At 72.7% G+C, this 25,918-nt stretch carries 25 protein-coding genes, 1 tRNA gene and 2 pseudogenes; 15 read left to right on the top strand and 13 right to left on the bottom strand.

All coding sequences use genetic code 11. The features are described 5' to 3' along the window. Nucleotides 1-157: 157 nt before the first annotated feature. Nucleotides 158-553: a glyoxalase gene (locus tag ACMATS_RS01025; protein WP_390780884.1), complete on the top strand. Its 396-nt coding sequence runs from the start codon at nt 158-160 to the stop codon at nt 551-553. A gap of 162 nt (nt 554-715) precedes the next feature. Here ACMATS_RS01025 and ACMATS_RS01020 read toward each other — a convergent pair whose 3' ends face one another. Both ACMATS_RS01020 and ACMATS_RS01015 read right to left on the bottom strand, forming a co-directional pair. After that, entirely contained in the window at nt 716-1,465 is a 750-nt protein-coding gene (locus ACMATS_RS01020) for an SDR family NAD(P)-dependent oxidoreductase (RefSeq protein WP_414166489.1), read from the bottom strand. 126 nt (nt 1,466-1,591) lie between these two features. Continuing rightward, nucleotides 1,592-2,506, bottom strand: a complete 915-nt coding sequence (locus ACMATS_RS01015; protein ID WP_414166488.1) for a CPBP family intramembrane glutamic endopeptidase — start codon at nt 2,504-2,506, stop codon at nt 1,592-1,594. Nucleotides 2,507-2,617: 111 nt separating this feature from the next. Here ACMATS_RS01015 and ACMATS_RS01010 point away from each other — a divergent pair, with 111 nt between their 5' ends. Both ACMATS_RS01010 and ACMATS_RS01005 read left to right on the top strand, forming a co-directional pair. Further along, the gene (locus ACMATS_RS01010) at nt 2,618-3,910 is read left to right on the top strand and encodes a sensor histidine kinase (RefSeq protein WP_414166487.1); all 1,293 of its coding nucleotides are present in this window, start codon (nt 2,618-2,620) and stop codon (nt 3,908-3,910) included. Further along, nucleotides 3,907-4,572 carry a response regulator gene (locus ACMATS_RS01005; RefSeq protein WP_414166486.1) on the top strand — a complete coding sequence of 222 codons (666 nt, stop codon included), beginning with the start codon at nt 3,907-3,909 and terminating at the stop codon, nt 4,570-4,572. The genes ACMATS_RS01010 and ACMATS_RS01005 overlap by 4 nt, the downstream gene beginning before the upstream one ends. Nucleotides 4,573-4,587: 15 nt before the next feature. Here the strand turns inward: ACMATS_RS01005 and ACMATS_RS01000 are convergent, their stop codons facing one another. Then, nucleotides 4,588-4,989: a VOC family protein gene (locus tag ACMATS_RS01000; protein ID WP_414166485.1), complete on the bottom strand. Its 402-nt coding sequence runs from the start codon at nt 4,987-4,989 to the stop codon at nt 4,588-4,590. 73 nt (nt 4,990-5,062) lie between these two features. Continuing rightward, complete coding sequence (locus tag ACMATS_RS00995; protein WP_391154991.1) at nt 5,063-5,593, bottom strand: hypothetical protein; 531 nt, start codon at nt 5,591-5,593, stop codon at nt 5,063-5,065. 485 nt (nt 5,594-6,078) lie between these two features. Here ACMATS_RS00995 and ACMATS_RS00990 point away from each other — a divergent pair, with 485 nt between their 5' ends. From ACMATS_RS00990 to ACMATS_RS00980, 3 genes and pseudogenes are all read left to right on the top strand, one after another. After that, nucleotides 6,079-6,831: a helix-turn-helix domain-containing protein gene (locus ACMATS_RS00990; protein WP_414166484.1), complete on the top strand. Its 753-nt coding sequence runs from the start codon at nt 6,079-6,081 to the stop codon at nt 6,829-6,831. Next, a pseudogene (locus ACMATS_RS00985) lies at nt 6,828-7,625 on the top strand (helix-turn-helix domain-containing protein); the annotation flags it as partial. The gene ACMATS_RS00990 and the pseudogene ACMATS_RS00985, both read left to right, overlap by 4 nt. Before the next feature lie 148 nt (nt 7,626-7,773). Then, nucleotides 7,774-7,846 (top strand) — tRNA-Ala (locus ACMATS_RS00980). 78 nt (nt 7,847-7,924) lie between these two features. On the opposite strand, the gene ACMATS_RS00975 is transcribed toward ACMATS_RS00980, so the two are convergent. After that, nucleotides 7,925-8,275, bottom strand: coding sequence for a DoxX family protein (locus ACMATS_RS00975; RefSeq protein ID WP_414166483.1), 351 nt, complete (start codon nt 8,273-8,275; stop codon nt 7,925-7,927). Nucleotides 8,276-8,336: 61 nt separating this feature from the next. Here ACMATS_RS00975 and ACMATS_RS00970 point away from each other — a divergent pair, with 61 nt between their 5' ends. From ACMATS_RS00970 to ACMATS_RS00960, 3 genes are all read left to right on the top strand, one after another. Next, complete coding sequence (locus ACMATS_RS00970) at nt 8,337-9,251, top strand: LysR family transcriptional regulator (RefSeq protein WP_414166482.1); 915 nt, start codon at nt 8,337-8,339, stop codon at nt 9,249-9,251. A gap of 231 nt (nt 9,252-9,482) precedes the next feature. Continuing rightward, on the top strand, nt 9,483-10,619 hold the full coding sequence (locus ACMATS_RS00965) for a VIT1/CCC1 transporter family protein (RefSeq protein ID WP_414166481.1): 1,137 nt from the start codon (nt 9,483-9,485) through the stop codon (nt 10,617-10,619). After that, nucleotides 10,616-11,962 carry a hypothetical protein gene (locus ACMATS_RS00960; protein WP_414166480.1) on the top strand — a complete coding sequence of 449 codons (1,347 nt, stop codon included), beginning with the start codon at nt 10,616-10,618 and terminating at the stop codon, nt 11,960-11,962. Before ACMATS_RS00965 ends, ACMATS_RS00960 begins: the two co-directional genes overlap by 4 nt. Here the strand turns inward: ACMATS_RS00960 and ACMATS_RS00955 are convergent. Then, nucleotides 11,908-13,506: an AMP-binding protein gene (locus ACMATS_RS00955; protein ID WP_414166479.1), complete on the bottom strand. Its 1,599-nt coding sequence runs from the start codon at nt 13,504-13,506 to the stop codon at nt 11,908-11,910. The two genes, ACMATS_RS00960 and ACMATS_RS00955, sit on opposite strands and share 55 nt — an antisense overlap. Nucleotides 13,507-13,800: 294 nt before the next feature. On the opposite strand from ACMATS_RS00955, the gene ACMATS_RS00950 reads away from it, so the two are divergent. Further along, nucleotides 13,801-14,631 carry a peptidoglycan recognition family protein gene (locus ACMATS_RS00950; protein WP_414166478.1) on the top strand — a complete coding sequence of 277 codons (831 nt, stop codon included), beginning with the start codon at nt 13,801-13,803 and terminating at the stop codon, nt 14,629-14,631. Nucleotides 14,632-14,709: 78 nt separating this feature from the next. After that, nucleotides 14,710-15,048, top strand: coding sequence for a hypothetical protein (locus ACMATS_RS00945; RefSeq protein WP_390780898.1), 339 nt, complete (start codon nt 14,710-14,712; stop codon nt 15,046-15,048). Between the two features lie 33 nt (nt 15,049-15,081). Here ACMATS_RS00945 and ACMATS_RS00940 read toward each other — a convergent pair whose 3' ends face one another. The 6 genes from ACMATS_RS00940 to ACMATS_RS00915 form a co-directional block, all read right to left on the bottom strand. Continuing rightward, nucleotides 15,082-15,405: a DMT family transporter gene (locus tag ACMATS_RS00940; RefSeq protein WP_414166477.1), complete on the bottom strand. Its 324-nt coding sequence runs from the start codon at nt 15,403-15,405 to the stop codon at nt 15,082-15,084. After that, entirely contained in the window at nt 15,405-17,204 is a 1,800-nt protein-coding gene (locus ACMATS_RS00935; RefSeq protein ID WP_414166476.1) for an HAD-IA family hydrolase, read from the bottom strand. Before ACMATS_RS00935 ends, ACMATS_RS00940 begins: the two co-directional genes overlap by 1 nt. Nucleotides 17,205-17,281: 77 nt before the next feature. Then, nucleotides 17,282-18,373, bottom strand: coding sequence for an ABC transporter ATP-binding protein (locus ACMATS_RS00930; protein WP_414166475.1), 1,092 nt, complete (start codon nt 18,371-18,373; stop codon nt 17,282-17,284). After that, complete coding sequence (locus ACMATS_RS00925) at nt 18,373-19,266, bottom strand: ABC transporter permease (protein ID WP_414166474.1); 894 nt, start codon at nt 19,264-19,266, stop codon at nt 18,373-18,375. Before ACMATS_RS00925 ends, ACMATS_RS00930 begins: the two co-directional genes overlap by 1 nt. Beyond that, nucleotides 19,254-20,165: an ABC transporter permease gene (locus ACMATS_RS00920; RefSeq protein ID WP_414166473.1), complete on the bottom strand. Its 912-nt coding sequence runs from the start codon at nt 20,163-20,165 to the stop codon at nt 19,254-19,256. The genes ACMATS_RS00925 and ACMATS_RS00920 overlap by 13 nt, the downstream gene beginning before the upstream one ends. Before the next feature lie 8 nt (nt 20,166-20,173). Beyond that, nucleotides 20,174-21,286, bottom strand: coding sequence for an ABC transporter substrate-binding protein (locus ACMATS_RS00915; protein WP_390781001.1), 1,113 nt, complete (start codon nt 21,284-21,286; stop codon nt 20,174-20,176). 315 nt (nt 21,287-21,601) lie between these two features. Here ACMATS_RS00915 and ACMATS_RS00910 point away from each other — a divergent pair, with 315 nt between their 5' ends. Both ACMATS_RS00910 and ACMATS_RS00905 read left to right on the top strand, forming a co-directional pair. After that, nucleotides 21,602-22,360: a GntR family transcriptional regulator gene (locus ACMATS_RS00910; protein WP_414166472.1), complete on the top strand. Its 759-nt coding sequence runs from the start codon at nt 21,602-21,604 to the stop codon at nt 22,358-22,360. Between the two features lie 121 nt (nt 22,361-22,481). After that, entirely contained in the window at nt 22,482-23,348 is an 867-nt protein-coding gene (locus ACMATS_RS00905; protein WP_414166471.1) for an alkaline phosphatase family protein, read from the top strand. A gap of 4 nt (nt 23,349-23,352) precedes the next feature. Here the strand turns inward: ACMATS_RS00905 and ACMATS_RS00900 are convergent, their stop codons facing one another. Beyond that, complete coding sequence (locus tag ACMATS_RS00900) at nt 23,353-24,375, bottom strand: cation diffusion facilitator family transporter (protein ID WP_414166470.1); 1,023 nt, start codon at nt 24,373-24,375, stop codon at nt 23,353-23,355. Nucleotides 24,376-24,600: 225 nt separating this feature from the next. Between ACMATS_RS00900 and ACMATS_RS00895 the strand changes: the two genes are divergently transcribed. Together ACMATS_RS00895 and ACMATS_RS00890 are read left to right on the top strand one after the other, a co-directional pair. Beyond that, on the top strand, nt 24,601-25,359 hold the full coding sequence (locus ACMATS_RS00895; protein ID WP_414170629.1) for a uracil-DNA glycosylase: 759 nt from the start codon (nt 24,601-24,603) through the stop codon (nt 25,357-25,359). Nucleotides 25,360-25,510: 151 nt separating this feature from the next. After that, nucleotides 25,511-25,782: pseudogene (locus ACMATS_RS00890) on the top strand (GNAT family N-acetyltransferase); the annotation flags it as partial. Nucleotides 25,783-25,918 lie beyond the last annotated feature (136 nt).

The raw sequence follows: 25,918 nt of genomic DNA, 5'->3' as shown, positions 1-25,918 counted from the left end.
ATCCGTCCCCATGGCCGGACGACCCCGACTCGCGGCGCAGCGGCAACCACATGATCTGCCGCTTCGCGGACGGGCACGCCCGGGTGGACCGGTGATGGCTGCCGGTCGGCAGTGTGAACTCCCGCGCACTACGAACCCCTGACGAGACGAGAGCATCATGACCGTCGAGACCATCAGCGACTTCACCCTCAGCGGCGTGCACCACATCCAACTGTCCATACCGCCGGGCGGCGAGGGCCTGAGCCGGGTGTTCTGGGGCGACCTGCTCGGGATGACCGAACTGGAGAGGCCCCTCGATCTGGGCAGCCTGGGCGGGTGCTGGTTCCGCGGCGGCGGGCTGGAGGTTCACCTGGTCGTGGAGAGCGACTTCCGCCCGTTCCGCAGGGCGCATCCGGCCGTCCTGGTGCACGGCCTGGCCGATCTCGCCCGGCGACTGGAGGACAAGGGCCACCCGGTCACCTGGGACGAGGGCACTTCCGGCTTCGACCGCTTCCACACCTTCGACAAGGTCGGCAACCGGCTCGAATTCCTGGAGCCGCGCAATTCCTTCTGAGCGGGGCGGCCGTTCAGTGTGGTGACTGCAAGCCCTTGTGCATGACCGGTGCCGGGCGTCGCTTGGCGACATCAGGGCGCAGGCCGATCTGCTCGTACCCCATGGCCGTCCAGAAGTGCTGGGCCCCGGCGTTGTCCTGGAGGACGCCCGGAGAGGGCGGACTCAGCCGCCCGTCCCCGGGCCCGTGCGGCCGGGTTCGACCCGGAGGAACTCCGCCGGTACCGGCGTCTGTCCCGCCTGCACCAGCCAGGCCTCCCCGGTCCCGCCGCCCGCCACGATCGACACGACCGCCTCGGCGACCTCCGCCGGATCGGTGACGGCCAGGCCGAACTCCACGATCCTGCTGCGCACTTGCGCGATCATGGGGGTGTCGACGAAACCCGGGCACACCGCGTTGATCGTGACGCCGGACTCCGCCCAGGCCGGGGCGAGCGAGCGGACCAGAGCGGTCACGGCGTGCTTGGCGGCCGAGTAGACCGGATCCAGCGGGGCCGGCGCCACGCCGGCCAGGCTGGAGGTCACCACGATCGCACCCCCGCCCGCCGACGCCAGCACCGGCAGCGCCGCGTTCATGCCGAACATGGTGCCGTCGACGATGACGGCCAGGACGCGCCGGTAGCGCTCGAGGTCGAAGTCCGCGCCCACTCCGCCCCCGCCGCCGGCCCCGGCGTTGAGGTGGACGACGTCCAGGCCGCCGAACGCAGCAATTGCGGCTTCGACGGCGGCCCGGTTGTCCTCTTCGCGGGTGACGTCGGTGCGCACGAACACCCCGCCGGTCTCCTCGGCGAGGGCCGCGCCCCCGGCCTCGTCCAGGTCCGCGATCACCACGCGGGCACCGTCCCGGGCGAACCGCCTGGCCACCGCCGCACCGATGCCGCTCGCCCCGCCGGTCACCAACACCACGTCCGTCATGAGCCGCCTCGCGTCCGGTTCGGGTGATTCTCCATGGTCGATGTACCTGGACTCGTACCCCTCCCGGACGGGGCGGTAGTCGACGACGAAGGAAGCGGGGCCGGCGGCGTACCTGAGTACGCGTACTCAGGACAGCGCCCCGCCACCTGCCCGGCCGCGGCCTTTCGAGCCGCGCCGCGACGGAAACATCACGCACGCGCAGGCGACGGCCATGGGTACGACCGTCATCAGTGCCACTCCGGTCACGTCGAGCCCGCCGCCGGTCCCCGTTCCGGCCTCGGAGCCCAGGAGGGTGCCCGTGAGCAGGGAGAGAACCATGTTGTTCCCGCCGTGGGCCAGGCTCACGGTCCAGATGCTGCGGCTTCGTGTGAACAACCATGCGAGCAGTACTTCCTGGAGCAGGAAGCTCCCCGTCCACACCGTCAGGCCGATCAGGAGACGGGGGAAGGAGATGTAGTCGGTGAGCGCCAACGGGTAGTGCCACGACGCCCAGACGAGACCGGTGACGGCGGTCGCCAGGGCCGGACGCCCCGGGAACAGCCGCTGTCTGAGGTAGCCGGTCCAGCCGAATTCCTCGCCTGCGTAGACCGGTGTCAGCAGCGGGACCACGAGCATGAGGGCCAGGACGAAGACCCAGGCGGGCATGCCGCCGGCGAGTTCATCGAGCGCGGAGAGGTCCGGGTGCCACAGGCCCAGTGCCGCCGCCACCCCGCACGAGGCCGCCGCGAGGACCAACGGGCCCAGCCACGCGGCCAGGTAGTACGGCCAGGCGCCCCTCAGGCGCAGGGCCAGGCCCGCGTCGGCGAAGCCTTCCTTCGTGATCCAGCGGCGCACCACGATCGCGGCCAGCGCCGGCATGATGCCGAACGGCAGTTGCGCCAGTGGGTTGACCATCGACAGCCCGCACCCGAAGTACGCGATGAGGATGCAGGCCCAGCTTCCTCCGAAGGCTATGACCAGGAACCAGACCGTCCCTTTCGCCTTCGGGGCATCGGCCGTCGGTGGTACCGCTTGTTGCTGTTTCTTCTTCGTTTCAAGCACGTCGCCAGCCTCACGCCGACGACGTGCTCCGCACATCGCGGCCGCGAGGGAATCCGGATCTGGCTCGCACGGGGGAGGCGGCAGGACGATCTTGGTTGAGATACTTCCGGCGTGCGTGTTCTCATACGTCCGCTTCTGTTCGCGAGCGCCTGGCGCGGCCCGCTGCACGTGCTGCTCGGCGCAGCCGTCGTGCTGCTGCCGTCGCCCGTGGCGGTAGTGGCAGCCGCAGCGGTTCCGCCGGCCTGGCGGCCGGCCGCTTTCCTGGCCACCCTCGCCGTGCTCACGGCGGCCCTCGGCCTGCCCCGCGTCGCGCGCCGGGCCTCCGTGGCGCTGGCCAACAGCCTGCTCGGTACGGACCTTCCGGCCCCCGCCGCCGACGTGTCCGGCACCGGCCTCCGGTGGCCGAACCGGTTCCGTACGTCCGTCTGGCTGCTGTTGCACGCCGTGACCGGTGGCGCCGCGACCGCCGTCGCGGCGCTCCTGCTGATGACGGCCTTCGGCCTGCCCGCCGTATGGCTGCGCGGCGGCGACCGGATCACCGTTCTGACGGACGTCGACGTGGCGGGCGGGGTGCGGGGTTCGTGGACCGTCCCGGCCGCGGCCGTCCTCCTCGTCCTGGCCTGCCTCGCGGGCAAGGCGGCGGCCGCACTCCTGCGCCGGCTCGCGCCGTTGCTGCTCGGGCACCGGCCCGCCGAACGGCTTGCCGTGCTCGAGGAGCAGATGCGGATGCTGGCCCAGCGCAACCGGCTCGCCCAGGAGTTGCACGACTCCATCGGCCACACGCTCACCGCGTCGACCATCCAGGCAGCCGTGGCGAGGGAGTTGATGACCAGCGACCCGGCGCGGGCGCGCCGCGCGCTCGTCAGCCTGGAGGAGGTGTCACGCGCGGCGCTGGACGACCTCGACCACGTCCTCGGCCTGCTCCGGGACGACCGGGCGTCGACCGCCCCGCCGCTCTCCCTCGCCGACCTCCCCGTTCTGCTGGACCGGGTCCGCGATGCCGGCACGGAGCTGCACGTCGACGTCACCGGGGACGTGACGCACGTACCGGCGACCGTCTCCCGCGAGGCCTACCGCATCGTCCAGGAAGGGCTGACCAACGCGCTGCGGCACACGTCCCGGGCGCCGGTCGTGCTGCGGGTCGCGGTCACGCGCGACCGGCTGGAACTGGACGTCACCAATCCGCTCATCGGGCACAGCGGCCTGGCATCGCGTACGGCCCGTACGGGAGTTGCGGGCCGCAGACGGGGATCGGGTCTGGCCGGTGCGGCCGAGCGGGTGGCACTGCTGCGGGGTGAGTTCTCCGCGGGGCCAGTGCCGCGCGGAGACACCGGCAACCCCGGTGACCTCGTCAGCCCCTGCTGGCGGCTGTACGCCCGCATCCCGCTGGGGTCCGGCGCATGACCGTGACCGTGCTCGTCGCCGACGACGAAGAGATCACCCGCACCGGCCTGCAGATCCTGCTCGGGGCCCGGCCCGGTCTCGAGGTGATCGGCGAGGCCGCCGACGGCGTGGCAGCCGTCTCCCTGGCGGAACGGCTGCGTCCGAATGTCGTGTTGATGGACGTGCGGATGCCCGGGATGGACGGGATCGAGGCCACCCGGCGTCTGCAGTCCGCACTGCCCGACCCCCCGAAGGTCGTGGTGATCACCACCTTCGAGAACGACGACTACGTCTACGACGCGCTGCGCGCGGGAGCGAGCGGCTTCGTCCTGAAACGGGCCCCGATCGAACAGATCGCCCATGCCGTGCAGTTGGTGGCCACGACCGACTCCGTACTGTTCCCGGACGTCGTCCGCCGGCTCGTCGCGGCCCGGCCCGCGCCGCCCCGGCCGCCACGGGGAGGCCCCGCGCTCACCGGCCGCGAACTGGAGATCCTCCGCCTCATGGCGACGGGCCTGTCCAACCCCGGCATCGCCGACCGGCTCGTGGTCAGCCTGGAGACCGTCAAGACGCACGTCAGCAATCTCCTGGCCAAACTCGGTGCCCGCAACCGCACCCAGGCCGTCATCCTCGCCTACGAGTACGGCTTCGTGGTCCCGGGGGCCGGGGCGGTCGCGCTGTGACATCGCCAAGCCCGCTCAGCCCGGGCCGGCCCGCTTCGACTCGATGAGATCCCAGCGGTTCCCGTACAGGTCCCGGAAGACCGCGACCGTGCCGTACGGCTCGTGCCGGGGCGCTTCCTCGAACACGACCCCGGCCGCCCGCATCCGCGCGTGGTCGCGGTCGAACGCATCGGTGTGGAGGAACCAGCCCACCCGGCCGCCGACCTGGTCCCCGACACGGGCCTGCTGCTCGTCGGTCGCGGCCTTGGCCAGGAGCACCCCGGTCTCCTGCGCTCCCGGCGGGGCGACGACCACCCAGCGCTTGGTGTCGTCGATGCGGGTGTCCTCCACGAGGTCGAAGCCGAGCGCATCCCGGTAGAAGGCTATGGCCTCGTCGTAGTCGTGCACGACGACGGTCACCAGGCCGAGACGGTTCATGCGGCGGTCGCCTTCCCCTAGGGCTGTCGATCAGGGACGTCGATGTCGAAGTCGGAGCCGAGTCTCGCACGGGTCACCGACATTCGTGTCCGGCGCGGCGCCGGCGCCGGTACGTGGAGACCGTCACGGCTGCGAGCAACGGCCCCCAGGCGACCAGGGGGAGGTAGAGGAAGCCCGCCATGACACTGCCGGCCGGGGTCATGTCGTCGTGCGGGAACGCCCACCACAGCGCGAACGAACTGCACAGCACGGTCAGCGCGACGGCGCCCAGACCTGCCGGCACGACGGCTGCCTTCCAGGGGACCCGGCGGCCGCCCAGCAGCGGGATCCAGTGGGGGAGGACCTCGCCCCAGGGTCTGACCAGGCCGAGGGTGAGCAGGGCGAGCGCCTCGCCGGCCAGGCTCAGGCCGACCACGTAGGCCGCGCCCCAGCCGGTGGTCCCCAGCGCCTTGTACCCGGCGTCGGTGTATCCCGCGTGGTGGCCGGCCGCCAGCAGCAGGCGCCAGATGCCGGAGGGGAGGGTGAGGAGCGGAATGATGTGGGCGGTCCGAACTGCCCAGCGTGCAGGGGACGAAACGGCGGGGAGCGATTGCGCAGTGGTCATGTACTGATCGTCCCGGGGCGGCATCCCCGCGGCGTCGCTCCCGAGGGTCGATCTTGGTCGGGCCGTGGGAGGAGGCCGCGGGCCGCGGCCTCGCCTTCCAGGCGGAGGCGCCCTCATCCTCCGCGCCCGACGGCGGCCCACCCTCCTCCCCCGTGGAAGGCGGGCCGCCGTGCATCCCCCCGTGCGGTACCGGGCGGTGCGGGGTGGACCGCACCGCCCGGCTTCCGGGTACGACTGTGATGCGCCACATCCTCATGTGCCAGTCCATCCCGGGGGATTGGGTCATCGTGGGACGTCCCACGGCTCTGCCTGCGGAGATGCGTCGGCCGGTGAGGTCGTGGTGGGACGGCGACGGCGGTGGCGGGGTGGCCGGAAGTCGCGGCTGCCACCGGGTGCTTACCGGAACCGGCGTGTGCGCATCGTCATCATGTGCGGCAGAGGAGGCCCATCGGCCTCGGGGGACCACGACGCGTATGGGGTGGAACATGCGGCGTTGGAAAGAACTGCCCGGATCGCTGGACGATCGCGTGCGCCAACTCGTCGTTCAGCTCCGCAGACTGAAGGACCGGAGCGGGCTGAGTCTCGCCGCGCTTGCGGCCAAGACCTCGTACAGCCGCTCCTCCTGGGAGCGCTATCTCAACGGCAGGCAGTTCCCGCCGCGGGACGCGGTCGAGGAACTGGCGCGCGTGTGCGCCGTCGATCCGGCCCGGCTGCTGGTGCTGCACGAACTCGCCGCGGAGGCCTGGGCGGACGGGACGCCCGACGGGACACCCGGCGGGGCGGCGGAGGCGGGGACGGCGGGCCGCCGTGAGCCCGGGCGGCGTTGGGCGCTCGCCGGGGCGGTGGCGGTGCCGGCCGTGGCGCTGGCCGTCGCCCTGCTGCTCACCCGTCCCTGGCAGGGAGACGACGCGCAGGCCGGGACGCCGGGGCCGAGCAGCAGCTCGTCGATGTTCGTCTACATGCCCCACCGCGCCCACCCCTGCAACATCGAGCGCCAGGACGGCGAGTTGCGTGCCGGGTACAGCGCGACGCGCACCGCGCTGATGGAGATCAACAGCACGGGCTGGGAGATCGTCGAGGCGCAGTGCCTGCTGAAGTACCACGGCTACGATCCCGGTACCGCCGACGGCGACTACGGCGAGCGCTCCAAGAGCGCCGCCGAGCACTTCCAGAAGGACCACGATCTCGTGGTGGACGGCATCGTGGGGCCGGACACCTGGAAGGAACTGCGCCGATGAGCGGTGATCGCCCGCTTCCGGAGGAGTGCGTGCGACTGGCCGAGGGCCTGCGGGAGTTGCGGAGCCGTACGGGGCTGAGCCTCGCCGCGCTCGCGGAGCTCACCCCGTACAGCAAGTCGTCCTGGGAGCGGTACCTCAACGGCAAGAAGCTGCCGCCGCGGCATGCGGTCGACGCCCTGTGCCGGCTGGCGGACGAACCGGCCGGGCGGCTCCTGGCCCTGTGGGAGCTCGCGGAGCAGGGGTGGAGCGGCCGGGCTGCCGTGCCCGCGGGTGCGGCAGCCCGTGAAGCCGTCGTGGAAGAGCGCGCGGACGAGCCGGCTCCGGGCCGTGAGGGGAGGGTGCCGGGCCGCTCCCGCAGGGCGGTCGCCCTGTCCGGTGCCGCCGCCGTGGTCGTGGCCGTCGCCGTGGTGCAACTGTTCCTCGCGGCCGGGGGGAGCGAGCCCGGCGGCCGCGCAGCGGGCAGGACCGCGGCGACCCCCTCGTACCCCCAGTCCTACGCGCCCGGTTGCACGGGGGACGAGTGCGACGGCCGGGACCCCAACGAGATGGGGTGCGGGGCGCAGGGCCTGGTGGACACGCTGACGACCCGCCGCGCAGCCGGCGGCCAGCGGCTCGACATCCGGTACTCCGCCCGGTGCGGAGCCGTGTGGGTGCGGGCCGTGAAACTGCGCCTCGGCGACCGGGCGGAGCTGTTCCTGCCGGGCACCGAGACCAAACAGGTCATGGCATCGAGCCGGCGCGACACGGAGGTTTATCTGTCGACCGCGATGACCGCCACGAAGGACCCCCACCGGGCACGGGCCTGTCTGGAGCCCGCCGCGGGAGGCGCGCCCGAATGCTTCGCGGTGCCCGGCTCCCGGCCCGCGGCCGGATTGGCAGGCGGCACGAAAATCCGTGTAATGTGTGCGTGTCGCCGGGGGAACCCGGCGGACAACAGAACAAGGGGCTATAGCTCAGTTGGTAGAGCGCCTGCATGGCATGCAGGAGGTCAGGAGTTCAATTCTCCTTAGCTCCACATGGAGATCGAGGGGCCGCCAGGAATGGCGGCCCCTCGATCGTTTCTTTATGCCGCGGGTCTTCACGCCAGGGGAATTCATCGCGCCATGCCGAGGGCGAGAGTTGCCCCGGCCAGCGCCAAATAGGCTCCGGGGAACGCCATGTTGTGGAACACCCGGGCGCGGACATGGGCCACCACGGCGCCGACGAAGAACAGGACCAGCCCGGCCGCGGCGGCAACCCCGACGGCCCGGGCCCCCAGAAGCCCCAGCGCGAGACCGGCTGCCCCGGCGGCCTTCGCCGTGGCCAGCAGCGGGAGCGAGGACGGCCGGAGCCCGACGGCGGCCGAGTTGGCGAGGACGAACCCGGCCTTCGCGAAGTCGGCGACGGCCATCCCCGCATTGGCCGCGATCGTGAGCACGGTGACAACCGTGTAGGCGATGAGCATGGGACCAGCCTCGTCGCACCCCCGGCCGGACGTCCAATACCGGTATCCATAACCTGGCGGCATGGACGTCGACACCCGGCTGTTGCGCTGCTTCCTCGCCGTCGCCGAGGAAGGGACCCTCACCCGCGCCGCGGAACGCCTGTACGTGTCCCAGCCCGCGCTGACCAAACAGATCCGCCGCCTGGAGACCCTGCTCGGCGCCCGGCTCTTCACCCGGTCCCGGAACGGCATGGCACTCACCGCACCGGGCCGGGCCCTGGCGGAGCAGGCACCCGCCCTGCTGGCCGGCTGGGACCGCGCGCTGCGCGAGACCCGCAGCGCCGCCGCCCGGGCGGCCCGTGTGCTGCGGGTCGGATTCCTGGCCAGCGCCGCCAACGAGGCCACCCCGCACATCATCGCCGCGTTCGCCCGGCACCGGCCGGGCTGGCGCGTCGACATGCGGCAGGCGGCATGGTCGGACCCGACCGCGGGCCTCGCCGCCGCGGACGTCGACGCCGCCCTGCTGCGGCTCCCCTTCCCCGGCCAGGACGCCCTGCGCGTGGAAGTGCTGTTCGCCGAACCCCGCTGCGTCGCGCTCCCCGCAGCGCACCCGCTCGCCGCCCGCGCGTGCATCCCCTTCCGGGACCTGTGGGACGAGCCGTTCGTGGCCGCCCCGCCCGAGACGGGCAGCTGGCGCGACCACTGGCTCGCCGCCGGCGAACGCGACGGCCGGCCGGTCCGCATCGGCGCCGTCACCGACCAGCCCGACGAATGGCTCAGCGCCATCGCCAACGGCTACGGCATCGCCCTCGCCCCCGCGTCCGCCGCCCGCTTCTACGCCCGCCCCGGCATCACCTACCGGCCCGTCAGCGGCGTCGGCCCCAGCCGCGTCGGCGTCGCCTGGGCACCCACGGGCGACACCGACCCCGTCGTCCGGGACTTCGTCCGCTGCTGCCTGGACAACAGGCCGCCGCACGACGACGGGATCACTCCCTGACCGACGGGACCGACGGGGCACGCGGCCAATGCGATCTTTGCGGGCCGCGTCCCGTTACCGTTCGGACACAGGAGCCGACGCCTAGGGCGTGTCCGATGGGTCAGCACAGGCCCCGCGGCGCTCCCCCAGCTACCTCCCCCAGCTACTGCTGGGGGTGCCCCCAGGAGGTGCCCCCAGCACCGGACGCCGCGGGGCCCGCACTGACCCATCGGACACGCCCTAGGAGCGATGATGCCGGATCCGACCAGCGACCAGCCCGACGCCTCCCGGCTCCGGCGCTGGCGGGAACTGCTGCAGAGCGAGCGCGAAGCGGCCGCGCTCTACGAGCGCCTGGCGCAGGCGGAGACCGGCGAACGGCGCGAGGTCCTGCGCGAACTCGCCGCGGTCGAGCGGCGGCACGCCGCACACTGGGAGGGCCGGCTGCGGGACGCCGGAGCGGAGGTGCCCCCGCCCGGGGCGGTGCCGCTGCGCACCCGCCTGCTGGGCCGGATCGCCGACCACTGGTCCGTGGCGGCCGTCCTGCCGCTGGTGGAGCGGTCGGAGAAGGCCGACGCCGGCACCTACGACGCCGAGCCGGACGCCGCGCCCGGCATGGCGGGCGAGGAACGGGGACACGCCCGCACCCTCTCCCACCTCAACGAGAGCCGCCCCAGCGCCAGGGAGGGCATCGCCCGCCGGGAGACGTGGCACCGGGGCGACCGCTCGGGCGCGCTGCGGGCCGCCGTCTTCGGCGTCAGCGACGGCCTGGTCTCCAACACCGCCCTGGTCATGGGCTTCGCCGGGTCCGGCTCCTCCCGCACCGCCATCGTGCTGGCCGGAGTGGCGGGTCTGCTGGCCGGTTCCTTCTCCATGGCGGCCGGCGAGTACGTCTCGATGTCGGGGCAACGGGAGATGTACGAGCGGGAGATCGGCCTGGAGAGCCAGGAACTGGAGGAGGACCCCGAGTCCGAGCGCGAGGAACTGGTGCTGCTCTACCGCGCGAAGGGACTGAGCAAGCAGGAGGCGGGAAAGGTCGCCGACACCATCATGGCCGACCGGGACGTCGCCCTGGACACCCTGGCCAGGGAGGAACTGGGCCTCGACCCCGACGCCCTGGGGTCGCCCTGGTCGGCCGCCGTGTCGAGCATGCTCACCTTCGCCCTGGGCGCGCTGGTCGTCATCCTCCCGTACCTCGTCACCGGCGGGACGACGGCCCTCGTCGCCGCGGTGTGCCTGTTCCTCGTCGCGCTCGCCGCCGTGGGGGCGGGGATCGGACTGCTCAACGGCCGCACGGCCTGGCGCTCGGCGGCCCGGCAGGTCGTCGTCGGCGCCCTCGCGGCGGCCGTCACCTTCGGCGTCGGCCGCCTGATCGGCACGTCCGTATCGTGAACGCGGCGACCACCCGCTATCTGGAACTGTGCCGCAAGGACCACGGCGGCCTGAGAAACGCCGTGACCGGGGCCGAGTTGCCGGTGCCCCTGCGCGACGCACGGCTGCTGGCCCGGCCGCTGTTCGTCGACGAACCCGCCCTGCAGGCGGCGGCGGACGACCTGCTGACCCTCTTCGATGTCCTGGCCTCGCTGCCCGACCGGCTCTTCGACGGCGACCTCGACGCGTACTGGGCGGCCGTGGGAGGCGAACCGGGCCCCGTGCCGCTGCTGCGCCGCTGGGCGCCGGAGCAGCCGCGGGCCCGGTTCGGGCGGGCCGACCTCCACCGCGGCGAACACGGCTTCTCCCTCCTGGAGTTCAACATCGGCGGGGGAGTCGGCGGATTCGAGCTCGGCGAACTGCCGCGCACCCTGCTGGAGTCGGAGGACTTCGCCCGCTTCGCCGCCGAGCACGGGCTGCGCCACGTGCGCACCGGGGAACACGTCGCCGCGACGCTGCGGGCCGTGGCACCGCGCCCGTCCCCGGTGGTGGCGCTGGTGTGCGCCCCCGGCGCTCTCGCCCGGTACCGGCGGCGGCTGGCTCCCACGGTCGAGGTGCTGCGGAAGCACGGACTGGAGGCATTCCTCGGCGAGTTGGGCGAGGTGCGGGACAACGGGGGGAAGCTGTTCGTCGGCGAGGTACGGGCCGACGTGGTACTGCGCTACTTCTCCGTCGACGAGACGGCCGGCTGCGAGGACGGCGTCGATGCGATCCTGCGCGTCGAGCGGGCGGGCAACGCGATCCTGTGGACCGGCATGGACAGCACCCTCTTCTCCCACAAGGGCGCCCTCGCGCTGCTGTCGGACCCCCGCTGCGACGCCGTCCTCTCCGCGCAGGAGCGCCGGCTGACGGACCGGATCCTGCCGTGGACCAGATTGCTGACCCCCTCACTGGTCGACCGGTGCGTGGCGGAGCGCGAACACCTCGTCCTCAAACCGTGCCGGGGCTTCGCGGGCGCGGGAGTCGTCGCCGGATGGGCCTGCCCGGAACGGGAATGGGCCGACGCCCTGCGCCGGTACGCCGGCCGGGGGCACGTCGTGCAGCGGAGGGTCGTCCCCTGCACCGAGCCCGTGGTCGACCCCGGAACGGGAGCGACCGAGGACTGGACTCCGGTGTGGGGCCTGTTCGTCACCCCGCACGGGTACGGGGGCAACGCCATCCGCGCACAACCCGCCACGGGCGACGGCATCATCGGCTACAGCACGGACACCGCCACCCGGGCCACCGTCGCCTTCGGCTGCCCCAGCGGTCAGTCGGCACCGCCGGACTCCGGCGAGGTGGCCCCGTGCAGCAGACTGGGGTGACCTTCCCAGTACGGCGCACGCAGGGCGGTCTTGTCGACCTTGCCGATGGGGGTCAGCGGCAGCGCGTCGACGAACTCGAAGCTTGCGGGCAGATAGACGGGACGCTCCAGTTCGTCCAGGATGCACCTGCGCAGCTCCTCGACGGGGACGCGGGACCCGGGGTCGGTGACGACGACGGCGTGCACGGCCTGGCCGTAGAGCGGGTGGGGGACCGGGATCACCGCGGCGGCCCGCACCGCCGGGTGGGTGGCGAGGGCGTTCTCCACCAGCGGCGAGTAGATGGCGGAGCCCGACTCCCCGGTGATGATCACGTCGTTGCGGCGGTCCAGGAGGAAGAAGTAGCCCTCCTCGTCCCGGTACCCCAGGTCGCCGGTGCGCAGCCAGCCGTCCGGGTGGAACGCGGCGGCGGTGGCCTCCGGCTGGCCGACGTAGCACTCCATGACCCGCGGCCCCCGCGTGCAGACCTCCCCGACCTGCCCCGGCGGCACGGGCAGCCCCTGCTCGTCACGGACGCTCGCCTCCATGTCGGGGAACGGGAGCCCGGCCGAGCGCAGCAGCCTGCCGTCGTCCACGGTGTGGTCGGGCGAGTCCAGCGCGGTGATGCCGAACGCCTCGGTCATGCCGTAGAGCTGCCACAGCACCGGCCCGAAACGGTCGAGGGCCTGCCGGGCCCGGTCCGGGGTGATCGGACTGGCCCCGTACATGATCCGGCGCAGGCCCGAGCAGTCCACGCCGGCCAGCGCGGGATGGTCCAGCAGCCGGTACAGCATCGGCGGCATCAGCATCATCGCCGTGATGCGCTCGCTCGCCAGCGCCGCGGTCACGGCCTCCGGCGTGAAGCGGTCCAGCAGCACGAGCGTGCTGCCTCCGGCCAGGCTCGTCAGCCCGTACAGTCCGCCGACGTGGGCGATCTGACTGGTCACCAGCAGCCGCACCGGCTCGGGCAGGAACGGATGCTCCAGGATCGTCCGGTACAGCCGGTGCCGGTGCAGCACGCACTTGGTGAGCCCGGTGGTGCCTCCGGTGCACAGCACCGTCTCCACCTGCCCGGCCTCCGCCCACTCCGGGTCCGCGGGCGGCCGCGTCTGCCGGACGACGGTCATCAGGTCCTTCGCCGGTCCCTCGGGCCCCAGCGACCACAACTGCGCGCCGGTGAAGGCGGCCGTCACCGCCTCCGCGCACGGCGCCGAGATCCGGTCGTCCACGATCAGCACGTCGGCGGGGACGTTCGCCGCGATGCTGGCGTACTCGGCCGGCCCCCGGTCCGCGGGCATCGGCAGGAACCGGGCCCCGGCCAGGTGCGCGGCGAACGGCACGCACACCGCCTCGGCCCGGTTGCCGCCGGCCAGCGCCACCGTGCTCCCCGGCCCCAGACCGAGCGACCGGAACACCGTGGCCATGCGCCGGACCGTCTCGCCCAACTGCGCGTAGGTCAGCCGGCGGCCGCCGTGCACCACGGCCTCCCGGTTCCCGTGCCGCGGGAATTCCTCGTCCACCAGCCAGGCGGCATAGCTGCGTTCTTTCGCGTCGCCCATGGCGCCCATGAACCGTCCTTTTCACCGACTTCACCGACTTCGCCGACTTCACCGGCCGAATGCACCGTTCATTCACCGGTCCTGCAACGGACAACGTGTCTCATACGCGGCCCGGTGAGACCGTCCGACTTTCGGATTCACCCGGAAGGGGCGCTCCGGTGGGCGATATTCCGGTGACGTCCCGGGGCTCCCGGAGCCCGTGGCACCGGCGTTACAGTCGGCGTGGGGTGGCTGTCGAGCGTCCTTGACGACCTCTGGTGACCCCTGGTGACCTTGGAAAAGGGACGGAAAGGACCTTGACCCGTGACCGGAGAATCCAGGAAACCCCGGATAGGACGCCGCGGCCTGCTGAGCGGGGCACTGGCCGGGGGAGTCGCCGTGACGGCCGGGAACGCCCTGTCCGCCCCGGAGGCCGAGGCGCGTACGAGACCGGCGGACGACTGCCCGGTGCACCGCCCCCGGCTCCACACCCGGGAGGAGTGGAAGGCCGTCCCGCCGGCCGACCCCGGCGGCGTCAAAGTGGAACCCTTCGCACCGGCGCTGATCGTGGTGCACCACATGGACTATCCGAACTCCACGGACTATTCGCTGGAGCACGCATTCCAGCTGTCCAGGGACTGTCAGTACGACCACATGCACAACAACGGGTGGAACGACATGGGCCAGCAACTGACCATCAGCCGCGGCGGATTCCTCATGGAAGGGAGATACCGGTCCGCCGGAGCAATTCGGCGCGGAGAGCACGTCATCGGCGCGCAAGTGGCCAACTGGAACACCGCGAGCATCGGAATAGAGAACGAGGGCACCTACATCACCGAACTCCCGCCCGCCGCGCAGTGGCGGACACTCGTCGCCACGTGCGCCTGGCTGTGCGACCGGTACGACCTCTCCCCGATGACCGCGATCGTCGGCCACCGGGACCTCAACCAGCCCGGCACCCCTCTCGCCACCGAGTGCCCGGGCAACGCCCTCTACAAGAAGCTGCCCGAACTGCGCGCGAACGTGGCCACGGCCATGGGGCTCCCCGTCGGGGACGGCTCCGCCAACCATGTGACGGAGAACATGCCGTCCGTGCAGCGTGGCCGGGAGAGGGACCATGGGCCTGCGACAGGGGCGTTGGACCCCACCCGGTGACGGCCCGCGGGAACGCTGGTGGTACGTCCGGGAGTTGAACGGTCATGAAGCAGTGGGCCGTGGAACAGAGGTGACGTCGTGCCCTACCTGGTGCTGATCGGCTGTCTCGCCGCGGTGATGGGCTTCTTCACCTGGCTCGCGGCCCTGGCCCGCCGCCGTGGCGTCGCCGGTTCGGCCGTCCGCGCGGCGCTCGCCTCCTACGAGGAGGGCATGCGGATCACCGCCCACGACGCGCATCACGAGGTGCGGGCGCAGGCCGACCGGCAGGCGCCGGTCGTCTCGCCGGACGGCCCGGCGTGGGGCGGTCGTCGTGATACCGGCCCGAGCCGGACGAACAGGCCGGGCCGGCGCCGCCCGACCGTCGGCCGACTTCGTCGCCGGCTCGGGCGGCGGACGGTGCGTCGCCTTCGGCGATGACGGCGTGCGATGCCGAGGCGCTGCCCCGCCCCGTCACTCCCCCCGCCCCAGCTCCAGCGCCAGCACCCCCGTCACCACCAGCACGATGCCGCCGATCTGCGTCCACGTCAGCCGGTCGCCGAAGCCCACCGCGCCGATGAGCGACACCAGCGTCACGCCGATCGCCGACCAGATGCCGTACGCAACTCCCAGGGCCAGGCCCCGGTTCAGCACCCGGGACAGCAGGAAGAACGCGGTGACGTAGCCGACGACCACCACCGCGGACGGCAGGAGTCTGCTGAAGCCGTGCGAGGCGCGCAGCGCCACCGTGGCGGTGACCTCGGCTCCGATCGCGCCCGCGAGCAGCCACCACACCATCAGCGGACCGTGAAGGTCGTGATCACCGCAGCGTGGTCCGACGGCCACACGTTGTCCGCGATGTCCGGGTAGGGGCGCGGGGTGCCGGTGACGAGGGTGACGGAGTCCCGTACGTCGAGGCCGCTTCCGGCGAACAGGACGTAGTCGATGCGGTCCTGGGGTTCGGGCCGCCCGCTGCCGTCCTCGTGCCGGGGGTGCAGCGGGGACCACGTGGTGCCCGGGTCGCGCAGCGGGTCGGGGTGGGCGATGCGGTAGGAGTCGCGCAGCCCGGCCTCCTCGGCGGCCTTCGTGACCGGCCACGGGACGGGGCCGCAACCGCCGTGCAGGGGAGCGGACTTCTGCGTCCAGTCCAGGTGCGAGGGCGTGTTGAAGTCACCCATGAGCAGTACGGGGGTGGTGTCGCACCGGGCGAGGTCGCCGGAAATGGCCCGCAGCACCTCCGCCATCTCGGCCACCCGCCCGGAGGCCTCCTCGCGTTCGAGCAGCGTCGGCACGGTCTGCCGGTCGAAGCACGCGTCGTAGGGGCCGTAGGGCGTGTAGTTGAGGTGTGCGCTCCACACGGTGACGTCCTGCACGGCACCGTCCCGGTCGTCCAGGCGGACGGTGACGCCGGCGGCGCCGTAGCCGGACGGGGCGGGGTCGCCGAAGCGGGCGGTGACCGGGTAGCGGCTGATGATGCCGAGGTTGTGGCCGGCCTGGTGGTGGTCCCAGCCGAGGGCCTCCGCCAGCTCTTTCGCGGAGGCTCCGGCGGTCTCCTGGAGGGCCACGATGTCCACGTCGGCGTCGAGCAGGACCGTGAGCTGCTTCGCGCGGTGGCCGGCGACGGGCGTGCCGCCGAGCCACAGGTTCCAGCTCATCGCCCTGAGCCGGTTCACCAGGCGGTCGCCCGCCCCGACCACGGGGATGCGGACGGTGACGCCCGCCCCGCCGGCGGCCGTGACGACGACCTCGTACGTGCCTGCTTCCGCCGGCGTGCCGGTGAGGGTGCCGTCGGCGCCGACCTGCACCCACTCCGGGCCCGCGGTCTTGGCGAACGCCGCCCCGGTGCCGCGGAACAGCCCGGCGACGGTGGCACGGAACGGCTCTCCGGCGCGGCCGTTGCGGGTGGTGAACGCCGGGACGAGGAACGACCCCCCGCTCACCATGGCCTCCAGCAGCGCGACATCGGCCCGCTCCAGGCTGTCGAGCACCGTGCGCCCGGAGGCCGGGGCTATGGGGGCGAGCGAGGGGACGGCGAGCACCGGGCAGCCGGCGGCCTCGGCCGAGGCCACGCCGGTCGGGGTGTCCTCCACCGCGACGCAGGACGAGGGCGCGACGCCCAGGGCGCGGGCCGCCGCGAGGTACGGGTCGGGGGCGGGCTTGGTGTGCGGGGTGTCGTCGGCGGTGACGGACACCGCGAACCGCTCGGGGCCCAGGCTGCGCAGCACGATGTCCACCACGGCGCGCGGGGAGGCGGTCACCAGAGCGGTGCGGATGCCCTGCCGCTGCAGCTCGTCGAGCAGTTCGAGCGCGCCGGGCCGCGGCACGACCTCGGACTCGACCCGGGACGCGAACTCCCGGTGCAGGTCGGCGCAGAGCGCCGCGGCGGAGGCGCCGGTGACGCGCTGCAGATGGGCCGCGGTGTGCTCCACGGGACGGCCCAGCACGTCGGGCAGATCGGCGTCCGTGAGCTCGTACTCCAGGGCGGACGCGACGTGTTGGACGGCCTGCCACCACAACTCCTCGGTGTCCACGAGGGTGCCGTCCATGTCGAACAGAACGGCCCTGAGGGGGCGGGCGTCGGCGGGGTGATGGGACACGGGCTCTCTTCCGTAAAAAGATCTGTAAAAGGATCCGTAAGGGGATCTGTCAGGGGATCCGTCAGGGGACGTCGGGGTCACGCGCGGGCGGCGGTGAGCACCGGCCGGTCGGGCAGGGTCACGGCGACCGCTGCGCCCGGGGTGAGCGCGGCGGCGTCGTGCGTGGGCACGTCGGCCTTGACCGTGGTGCCGTCGGGCAGGCACACGGTCAGGCGGGTGACGGCGCCGAGGAACGCGGTGGCGGTGATGCGGGCCCCGCTCTCGGTGTCCGCGCTCACCCGTACCGCCTCGGGGCGGACCAGCACGTCCACCTCGGGGCCTGCGGGCGCCTCGCCGTCCACGGGCAGGCGGCGGCCCAGCACCTCGACGGTGCCGGCACCGGCGGTGCGGGCGGGGATGCGGCTCATCGTGCCCACGAACTCGGCGACGAAGGCGGTGGCCGGGCGCCCGTAGAGCTCGGCCGGGGTCGCGCACTGCTCCATGCGGCCGGCCCGCATCACCGCGACCCGGTCGGCCATGGACAGGGCCTCCTCCTGGTCGTGCGTGACGAACACGGTGGTGATGCCCAACTCCTGCTGGACGCGCCGGATCTCCTCGCGCAGCGTGTGCCGCACCTTGGCGTCCAGTGCGGACAGCGGCTCGTCCAGCAGCAGCACCCGGGGGCGCAGGGCGAGGGCGCGGGCCAGGGCGATGCGCTGCTGCTGGCCACCGGAGAGCTGGTGCGGGAAGCGGGCGCCCTTGTCGGGCAGGCCCACCAGTTCCAGGAGCTCGGCGGCGCGGGAACGCCGTTCCGCCGCGGGCACCTTGCGCATCCGCATCCCGAACGCCACGTTGTCCAGGGCGTTCAGGTGGGGGAAGAGGCTGTAGGACTGGAAGACCATGCCGGCGTCACGGCGGTGGGCCGGTACGGGGGTGATGTCCTGCCCGTCCACCAGGATCTGCCCGGAGTCGGGGTGCTCGAAGCCGGCCAGCATGCGCAGTGCGGTGGTCTTGCCGCAGCCGGACGGGCCGAGCAGGGCGAGGAGTTCACCGGGGCGGGCGGTCAGGTCGAGCCCGTCGAGGGCGACGGTCGAGCCGAACGCACGGCGGAGGCCGCGGAGTTCGACCGAGGCCGCATCCGCGGTGGCGTCGGCCGGGGCGGCGGGGGTCGCAAGGGTGGTGGAGGACATCAGGCGGAACGCTCCTGATCGGTCGTAGCGGTCGTAGCGGTCGTAGCGGTCGTATCGGCCGTACGGGAGGAGGAACGGCGTCCGCCGAAGAACGCCAGCACGAGCAGCAGTACCCAGGTGATCAGCAGGCTGATGACGGAGACGGCCACGGAGAGCCGGGCCTGTGTGCCGCTGACGTTGACGATCCAGACCGCGAACGGCTGGAAGCCGAGGATCCTGGCCACGGTGAACTCGCCCAGCACCAGGGCGAGGGTGAGGAACGCGGCGTTGAGCAGGGCCCCGCGCAGATTGGGCAGGACCACGCTCGCCACCGCGCGCGGCCACCCCGCGCCGCAGCTGCGGGCGGCCTCGACGAGGGTGCGCACGTCCACCGCCCGCAGGCCCGCGTCGAGCGCCCGGTACACGAAGGGCAGCGACATGACCGTGTAGACGATGACGAGCACGACGGGGAAGGAGGGGTTCTGCAGTGCCGCGAAGGTCTGGAAGAACGGGGTGTCGGCCAGGTGGTCCGGGCCCCAGCGCAGCACCGTCCCGACGCCGGCCACCAGCGCGATGGGCGGCACCACGAGCGGCAGCGAGCACACCACCTCCAGCACCGGCCGCAGCTTCGGCGCGCCCAGGCGCACGGCCAGCGCGGCGGGCACCGTCAGCAGCAGCACCAGGGCGACGGTCGCGGCGGCCAGGCCCAGCGAGAGCAGCAGGCTGGGCAGGAAGCCGTCGGCGCTCACGAGCTGCCGGTAGGCGTCTGTGGTCAGGCCCTCGCCGGGCACGTCGACGGTGAAGACCACCGAGGCGGCCAGTGGGAGCAGGAAGTAGGCGCCCGCGAGGGCGAGGACCGCGGTGCCGCGGCGGGCGGGCGGCCCGGCGGCGGTGCGTGCCGTCAGTCGAACCATCGGGCGCTCCGTCGTTGCAGGGGAAGGTGGACGGCCATGACCAGGCCGGCGACCACGACCATGTCGAGGCTCAGGGCGAGGGCCACGTTCTCCTGGCCGACCAGGACGTTGCCGGAGATGGCGTCGGCGATCTGGAGGGTGATCAGCGGGATGGAGCTGCCGACCATGGCCGCCGCGGTGGCGTAGGCGGCGAAGGCGCTGCCGAAGAGCAGGACGAACCCGCCGAGCAGGGACGGTGCGAGCACCGGCAGGGCGACGTGCCGCCAGTACTGCCACCGGGTGGCGCCGTTGTTCTGGGCGGCCTCGCGCCACTGGACGCGCAGGCCTTCCAGGGCGGGGGTGATGGTGAGCACCATGAGGGGGATGAGGAAGTACAGGTAGGTGAGGGTCAGGCCCCAGAAGCTGTAGAGGCTCCAGCCCGCGTCGGCCAGTCCCAGGTGGCGGGTGAGCACACCCGAGTTGCCGAGGGTGGCGACGAAGGCGAACGCGAGCGGCACGCCGCCGAAGTTGGCGAGCACGCCCGACCCGGTGAGCACGGCGTCGCGCAGGGTCCGGGAGCCGAAGGCCACCACCGCCTGGGCGAGCAGCAGCCCGAGCACGGCGGCGAGCGCGGCGGAGACGGCGGACAGTTCGACGCTGCCGAGCAGCGCGTTCAGATAGGGCCCGCCGAGGGACGCGGTGAGGTTGGCGAAGGAGAACGAACTCGCGCCGGTGGCCGGGTCCTTGACGCTGAACGCGCCGAGGACCATGGCGAGGACCGGGGCTCCGAAGCCCACGGCCGCGAAGGCGAGCAGCGGCACCGCGGCGAGCAGGGCCGCGGGGCGCCTCCGCCGCACGGGTGCGGCAGAGGCGGCGGGCGGAGCGGCGTCCGCCTCGGGGGTGGTGACGGCAGTGGTCATGGACGTCATCACCCGGAGACGGCCTGGCCCCAGCCCTGGGCCAGCGTCTGCTTGGCCGTGGCCTGCTGGGCCTCGGTCGGGAAGGACGGGGTGCCGGAGACCGGCGGCAGCTTGGCCGCGGCGTCCTTGTCCACGGTGCCGGCCTTGGTCATGGCGTCCAGCAGCGCGGGACGGGCGTGGCCCTTGAGGTAGAGGTTCTGTCCCTCGGCGCTGTAGAGGTACTCCTGCCACAGCCGGGCCGCCGCGGGGTGCGGCGCGTCCTTGTTGACCGCCTGCGAGTAGTACTGGGAGAACTTGCCGTCCTCGGGGACGGAGACCTGCCAGTCCAGGCCCTTGTCCTTGAACTGCTCGGCGTAGCCGGCGTTGAGGTAGTCCCAGTCGACGGTGATCGGCGTCTCGCCCTTCTCGATGGTGGCCGAAGTGGCCTCCACGGGCGTGTAGTTGCCGTTCTGCCGCAGCTCGGCGAAGTAGTCCAGGCCCGGCTTGATGTTGTCGAACGAGCCTCCGCTGGCCAGGGAAGCGGCGTAGACGGCCGCGAACGCGGCACCGGCCTTGGTCGGGTTGCCGTTGAGGGCGACCTGGCCGCGGTACTCGGGCTTGCGCAGGTCGGCGAAGGTCTTCGGGCAGTCCTTGACGCGCTTGGCGTCGCAGCCGATGGAGATGTAGCCGCCGTAGTCGTTGTACCAGCGGGCCTGGGGGTCCTTCTGGCCCTGCGGTATGCCGTCGAACGTGGCCACCTTGTACGGGGCGAGCAGGCCCTGCTGCGCGGCGCTGAGGGCGAAGGACTGGCCGAGGTCCACCACGTCGGGGGCGCGGTCCTGGCCCTTGCGGGAGGTGATCGCGCTGATCTCGTCCTGGCTGGAGCCGGTGGGGTTGTCGACGTTCACCTTGATGCCGTACTTGGCGGTGAACCCGTCGATGAGGGCGCCGTAGTTGGCCCAGTCGCGCGGCAGGGCGATGGCGTTGAGCGTGCCCTCCTTCTTGGCCGCGGCGACGAGGGCGTCCATCCCGCCCAGGTCCTGGGCGGAGGCGGCGGTCGCCGCACTCTTGCCGCCCGCGGCACCGGCCTGGCCGGAGGGCGCCGCGCCGCACGCGCTCAGGACGAGCGCGGCGGTGGACAGGCCGCAGGTGAGGGCGACCGCCTTGGGGAAGGCCTTGGCGGCGGTTCTGTTCCGGATCGTGATCACTGTGTCTCCTCGACAACTTGTATGGACAAGTTGGCCACAGTAGGCACGGCGTGCATGACTGGAAGGTGAACGGGAGAGAAACCCCGCCACCCCGGAAGGCGGCCATCCGAATCGCTCTGACCAGGGACGTGTCACCGATCGGGATCGATCGGAAATCCGGACGACCGGTTTGCAGCAGCCTCGGCTAGGCTGGGCTCATCACGGACAGCTGCGCACAGGCGTGGCACCGCCGAACGGAGGGGGAATCCGGTGCGAGCACGGTACGAGGAGATCGCCGACGGGCTACGGCGCGCCATCGACGCCGAGGAGTACCCCGTCGGGGCGCGCCTGCCGTCGGAATCCGAGCTCGCGGCCCGCTACGGGGTCTCGCGCGGCACCGTCCGGCAGGCGGTCGCCACGCTCACCTCCGAAGGCATGATCGGCTCCCGGCAGGGGGCGCGCCGCGTCGTCCTGGCCGGCCGGCGCAGCCAGAGCTTCACCGAACTGCGCAGCTTCGCCCAGTGGGCACGCTCCATGGGCCACACCGCGACCGGCCTCGTCCTCGCCGGCGAACGCCGGCCCGCCACCGCGGAGGACGCCGACCGCCTGCACCTGGCGCAAGGCGCCGACGTCCTGCACGTCCTGCGCGTCCGCAGCCTCGACGGCGAACGCGTCCTCCTCGAACGCACCGTCTACGCCGACTGGATCGCCCCGGACGTCGAACGCCTCGACCCCGACTGCGAGTCCGTCACCCAGCGGCTCTACGAGACCACCGGCCTCGTCTTCAGCTACGGCGAGCACCTCATCGACGCCGTGGCCGCCGGGACCGCCGACGCCGAACACCTCGGCGTCCGCCGCGGCAGCCCCCTGCTGCGCGTCCGGCGCGTCACCACCACCCGCACCGGCCGCCCCGTCGAATGGTCCGACGACCGCTACCGCTCGGACGCCGTCAACTTCAGCATCCACAACTCCATCGGCGCCAACCCCCTGGCCCGGCAGGCCGGACCCGGCATCGCCGACCCGGCCTGAATCGCCGACCCGGTCCGAACGGACAGGCGGACGACACCCGGAGTTCACCTCCGGGCCAACGGCCGGTACCCGCCTGGCGCATGGTGGTGCCGATCAGCACCACCGAAGGGAACCACCGGCCATGCCCGACCACTCCAGCAGCCCCGCACCCCGCGCACCCCGCGTTCTCGTCATCGGGATCGACGGAGTCCGCTACGACCTGCTCCGGGAACTGCCCACCCCGCACCTGGACTCGGTCGCGCAGGCAGGCTTCCTGACTCCCGTCGAGGTCGCCCCCGGCACGCCCACCATGTCCGGACCCTGCTGGGCCACCATCGCCACCGGCGTCGGCCCGGCCAAGCACGGCATCTGGGGCAACAACTTCACCGGCCACCGCCTGGAGGCCTTCCCCGACTTCGCCACCCGGCTCGCCCGCGTCGACGGGCGCCGCACCTTCGTGACGGGCGGCTGGGCGCCGCTGATGATCCAGCAGGACGGTGGCGCGCTGTTCCGGGCCCCGGGCCGGCTGTCCTTCATAGCGCCCGCCGACCACACGCCCAAGGCCTGGGACGACTGCGACGAGCAGGTCACGGCCGAGGCCGAGCACGTCCTCGCGGCCTCCGACCCGGAAGCGTCCTTCGTCTACCTCGGCGCGGTCGACGAGACCGGCCACTCCCTGGGCTGCGGAAGCGAGTACCGCGAGGCCGTGGTGCGGGCCGACGAACGCCTCGGCCGCCTGCTCGCCGCGGTCCGCAGCCGGCCGTCGTACGCCGCGGAGGCGTGGACGGTCATCGTCGTCACCGACCACGGCCACGTGGACGCCGGCGGCCACGGCGGCAACACCCTTGAGGAGCGCACCGCGTGGCTCGCCTGCGCCGGCCCGCAGTTCCTTCCGGGCCGGCCCGTCGGCACGGTCCGCCACGCGGACGTCGCGGCCCAGGTCTACGCCTCGCTCGGCCGTCCCGTCGACCCGCACTGGACGCTGGACGGCAGGCCGTTCGGCAGCTGACCGCTCAAACGCAATGGTGGGTGAGCGCCGCGTGCGGGTCGGCGCCGGTCGGGGTGTGATCCGTGTGCACGGTCGCAGCCGTCAGCCGGGGAAGCGCGTGGATCAGGGCGTGCTCCGCGGCCACGGCGAGGCCGTGGGCGCGCACCACCGTCAGGTCCGGGTCGACGACGATGTCGGCCTCGGCCCGCAGCGCGTGGCCGATCCAGCGCATCCGGACCTGCCCGACGCCGCGCACGCCGTCCACGGCCCGCAGCGCCGCCTCCGCGGTGTCGACGAGCGAGGGGTCCACGGAGTCCATCAGACGCCGGCAGACCTCGCGGGCGGCGTCCCGCAGCACCATGAGGATCGCGGCCGTGACGAACAGGCCGACGAGCGGGTCCGCCAGGCGCCAGCCCAGGGCGGCACCGCCTGCACTGAGGAGGACGGCCAGGGACGTGAAGCCGTCGGTACGGGCGTGCAGACCGTCGGCGACCAGAGCGGCCGAGCCGATCCTCCGGCCGGTGCGGATCCTGTACCGGGCCACCCACTCGTTGCCCAGGAACCCGGCGAAGGCGGCGACGGCCACGGCCCCCAGGTGCGTGACGTCGCGCGGGTGCAGCAGGCGGTCGACGGCCTCGTAGGCGGCGAAGACGGAGGAAGCGGCGATGGTGAGCACGACGGCGATACCGGCGAGGTCCTCGGCGCGGCCGTAGCCGTACGTGTAGCGCCGGTTGGCCGCCCGGCGCCCCAGCACGAAGGCGACGCCCAGCGGGACGGCGGTCAGGGCGTCCGCCGCGTTGTGCACGGTGTCGCCGAGGAGGGCGACGGAGCCGGACAGGGCGACGACGACCGCCTGGACGACGGTCGTCAGACCGAGGACGGCGAGGGAGAGCCAGAGCGTGCGCATGCCCTCGCGGGAGGTCTCCATGGCGGAGTCGACCTTGTCCATGGCCTCGTGACGGTGCGGGACGAGCAGGTGCGCGAGCCGGTGGCGCATGCGGGCCCAGCGGCCGGCGTGATGATGGTCGTGGGTGTGGTTGCCTGCCATGAGGCCACCGTGGCACAGGAATTCGATTGCGGCTACAACCGTCATACAGTCGCTGACCAGCTGCAACGCAGTTGCAGGAGCGGTTGTGCCGGGCCTGCGGCAGGTCTCGCTGTGCGCACCGCGTCCAGGCGGGTGCATGCTCCGGGTCGCCGGACCTCTCCCGAACCCCGGCATGCGTAGGATCGCCGCTGCGATGTCATTACCCTGACTTTTGTGGGACGGACGATGAACGGCGGAACAGGCCCGGAGGAACCGGACTTCCCCGCGGTCACCGCAGCGCGGCTGGACAGCCTCGACCGCCTCGACGCGGCCGTCACCACATGCCGGGCCTGCCCGCGGCTCGTGGCCTGGCGCGAGGACGTCGCCCGGGTCAAGCGCAGGGCCTACCAGGACTGGGACTACTGGGCCAGGCCGGTACCCGGCTTCGGCCCGCCGGACGCACCGCTCGCGATCGTCGGACTCGCCCCCGCCGCCCACGGCGGCAACCGCACCGGCCGGATGTTCACCGGCGACCCCTCCGGCGACGTCCTCTACGCCGCCCTGCACGCCGTCGGACTCGCGTCCCGGCCCACGGCCACGCACCGCGGAGACGGGCTGGAACCGTACGGCGTCCGCATCACGGCCCCGGTGCACTGCGCACCGCCCGCCAACCGCCCCACCCCGGCCGAACGCGACACCTGCCGCCCCTGGCTCGCCCGCGAACTGACCCTGCTGCAGCCCGCCTTGCAGGCGGTCGTGGTACTCGGCGGCTTCGCCTGGCAGGCCCTGCTGCCCGTGCTCCGCCAGGCCGGCTGGGAACTGCCCCGCCCACGACCGGCGTTCGGACACGGCACCCAGTCGACCTTGCGGCACACCGAATCCGGCCGCGAGCTCCACCTGCTCGGCTGCTTCCACCCGAGCCAGCGCAACACCTTCACCGGCAGACTCACCCCCGCCATGCTGCGCGACGTCCTGGCCCGGGGCGCCGGGCTGGCGGGACTGTGAACACTGCCGCGTACGATCAACTGGCGAACGAAACCGTCATCTTGCGTGCAGGCCGTGCAGGTTCAGAGCCGTCCTCCTCCCCGGAACTCCTCCTCCGCCCGTGGTGCATGGAGGACGGTGCCGCACTGGTCGAGGTGTACCGGGATCCGGCGGCAACCCCTCCGCCGAGGTGGGCTACTGGACCGCAGCGCACGCCCGCGGGCGAGGAGTGGCGCCCCGAGCCCTGGAAGCGCTCACCGGCTGGGCCTTTGCCACCCTGGGGCCGACGGACTGCAGCGACTTGAACTGCTGCACCAAGTAAACAACCCGGCTTCGTGCCGCGTGGCGCAGAAGAGCCGGTACGCCTTCGACAGGATCCTTCCCGCAGTGCCGCCGGACTTCCCGCTCGACGGTCATGTGCACACGCGGCACAGGGATGTCTGAGGCGCCGCAGAAATACAGATGCGCGACTCAGGAGGCCTCGGATACCGTAGCCGCATGTCTACGCCCCGAATTTCCTAGCCGAGGACCCGCTTCCACGCCAGAAGTGTGTCCTTTTGCTTTTTCGGAGCGTTAATTC

The sequence above is a fragment of the Streptoverticillium reticulum genome (assembly GCF_047456005.1).
Taxonomy (GTDB): Bacteria; Actinomycetota; Actinomycetes; order Streptomycetales; family Streptomycetaceae; genus Streptomyces; species Streptomyces reticulum.
This window is presented reverse-complemented; position numbering and strand designations above follow the sequence as displayed.

Bases quoted from the DNA above. Each gene is read 5' to 3' on its own strand.
- ACMATS_RS01005 (WP_414166486.1), top strand. From the start codon at position 3,907: ATGACCGTGACCGTGCTCGTCGCCGACGACGAAGAGATCACCCGCACC.
- ACMATS_RS01025 (WP_390780884.1), top strand. From the start codon at position 158: ATGACCGTCGAGACCATCAGCGACTTCACCCTCAGCGGCGTGCACCAC.
- ACMATS_RS00900 (WP_414166470.1), bottom strand. From the start codon at position 24,375: ATGGCAGGCAACCACACCCACGACCATCATCACGCCGGCCGCTGGGCC.
- ACMATS_RS00990 (WP_414166484.1), top strand. From the start codon at position 6,079: ATGCGGCGTTGGAAAGAACTGCCCGGATCGCTGGACGATCGCGTGCGC.
- ACMATS_RS00925 (WP_414166474.1), bottom strand. From the start codon at position 19,266: ATGGTTCGACTGACGGCACGCACCGCCGCCGGGCCGCCCGCCCGCCGC.
- ACMATS_RS00905 (WP_414166471.1), top strand. From the start codon at position 22,482: ATGCCCGACCACTCCAGCAGCCCCGCACCCCGCGCACCCCGCGTTCTC.
- ACMATS_RS00940 (WP_414166477.1), bottom strand. From the start codon at position 15,405: ATGGTGTGGTGGCTGCTCGCGGGCGCGATCGGAGCCGAGGTCACCGCC.
- ACMATS_RS01020 (WP_414166489.1), bottom strand. From the start codon at position 1,465: ATGACGGACGTGGTGTTGGTGACCGGCGGGGCGAGCGGCATCGGTGCG.
- ACMATS_RS01000 (WP_414166485.1), bottom strand. From the start codon at position 4,989: ATGAACCGTCTCGGCCTGGTGACCGTCGTCGTGCACGACTACGACGAG.
- ACMATS_RS00930 (WP_414166475.1), bottom strand. From the start codon at position 18,373: ATGTCCTCCACCACCCTTGCGACCCCCGCCGCCCCGGCCGACGCCACC.
- ACMATS_RS00895 (WP_414170629.1), top strand. From the start codon at position 24,601: ATGAACGGCGGAACAGGCCCGGAGGAACCGGACTTCCCCGCGGTCACC.
- ACMATS_RS00955 (WP_414166479.1), bottom strand. From the start codon at position 13,506: ATGGGCGCCATGGGCGACGCGAAAGAACGCAGCTATGCCGCCTGGCTG.
- ACMATS_RS00965 (WP_414166481.1), top strand. From the start codon at position 9,483: ATGCCGGATCCGACCAGCGACCAGCCCGACGCCTCCCGGCTCCGGCGC.
- ACMATS_RS00970 (WP_414166482.1), top strand. From the start codon at position 8,337: ATGGACGTCGACACCCGGCTGTTGCGCTGCTTCCTCGCCGTCGCCGAG.
- ACMATS_RS00975 (WP_414166483.1), bottom strand. From the start codon at position 8,275: ATGCTCATCGCCTACACGGTTGTCACCGTGCTCACGATCGCGGCCAAT.
- ACMATS_RS00920 (WP_414166473.1), bottom strand. From the start codon at position 20,165: ATGACCACTGCCGTCACCACCCCCGAGGCGGACGCCGCTCCGCCCGCC.
- ACMATS_RS00995 (WP_391154991.1), bottom strand. From the start codon at position 5,593: ATGACCACTGCGCAATCGCTCCCCGCCGTTTCGTCCCCTGCACGCTGG.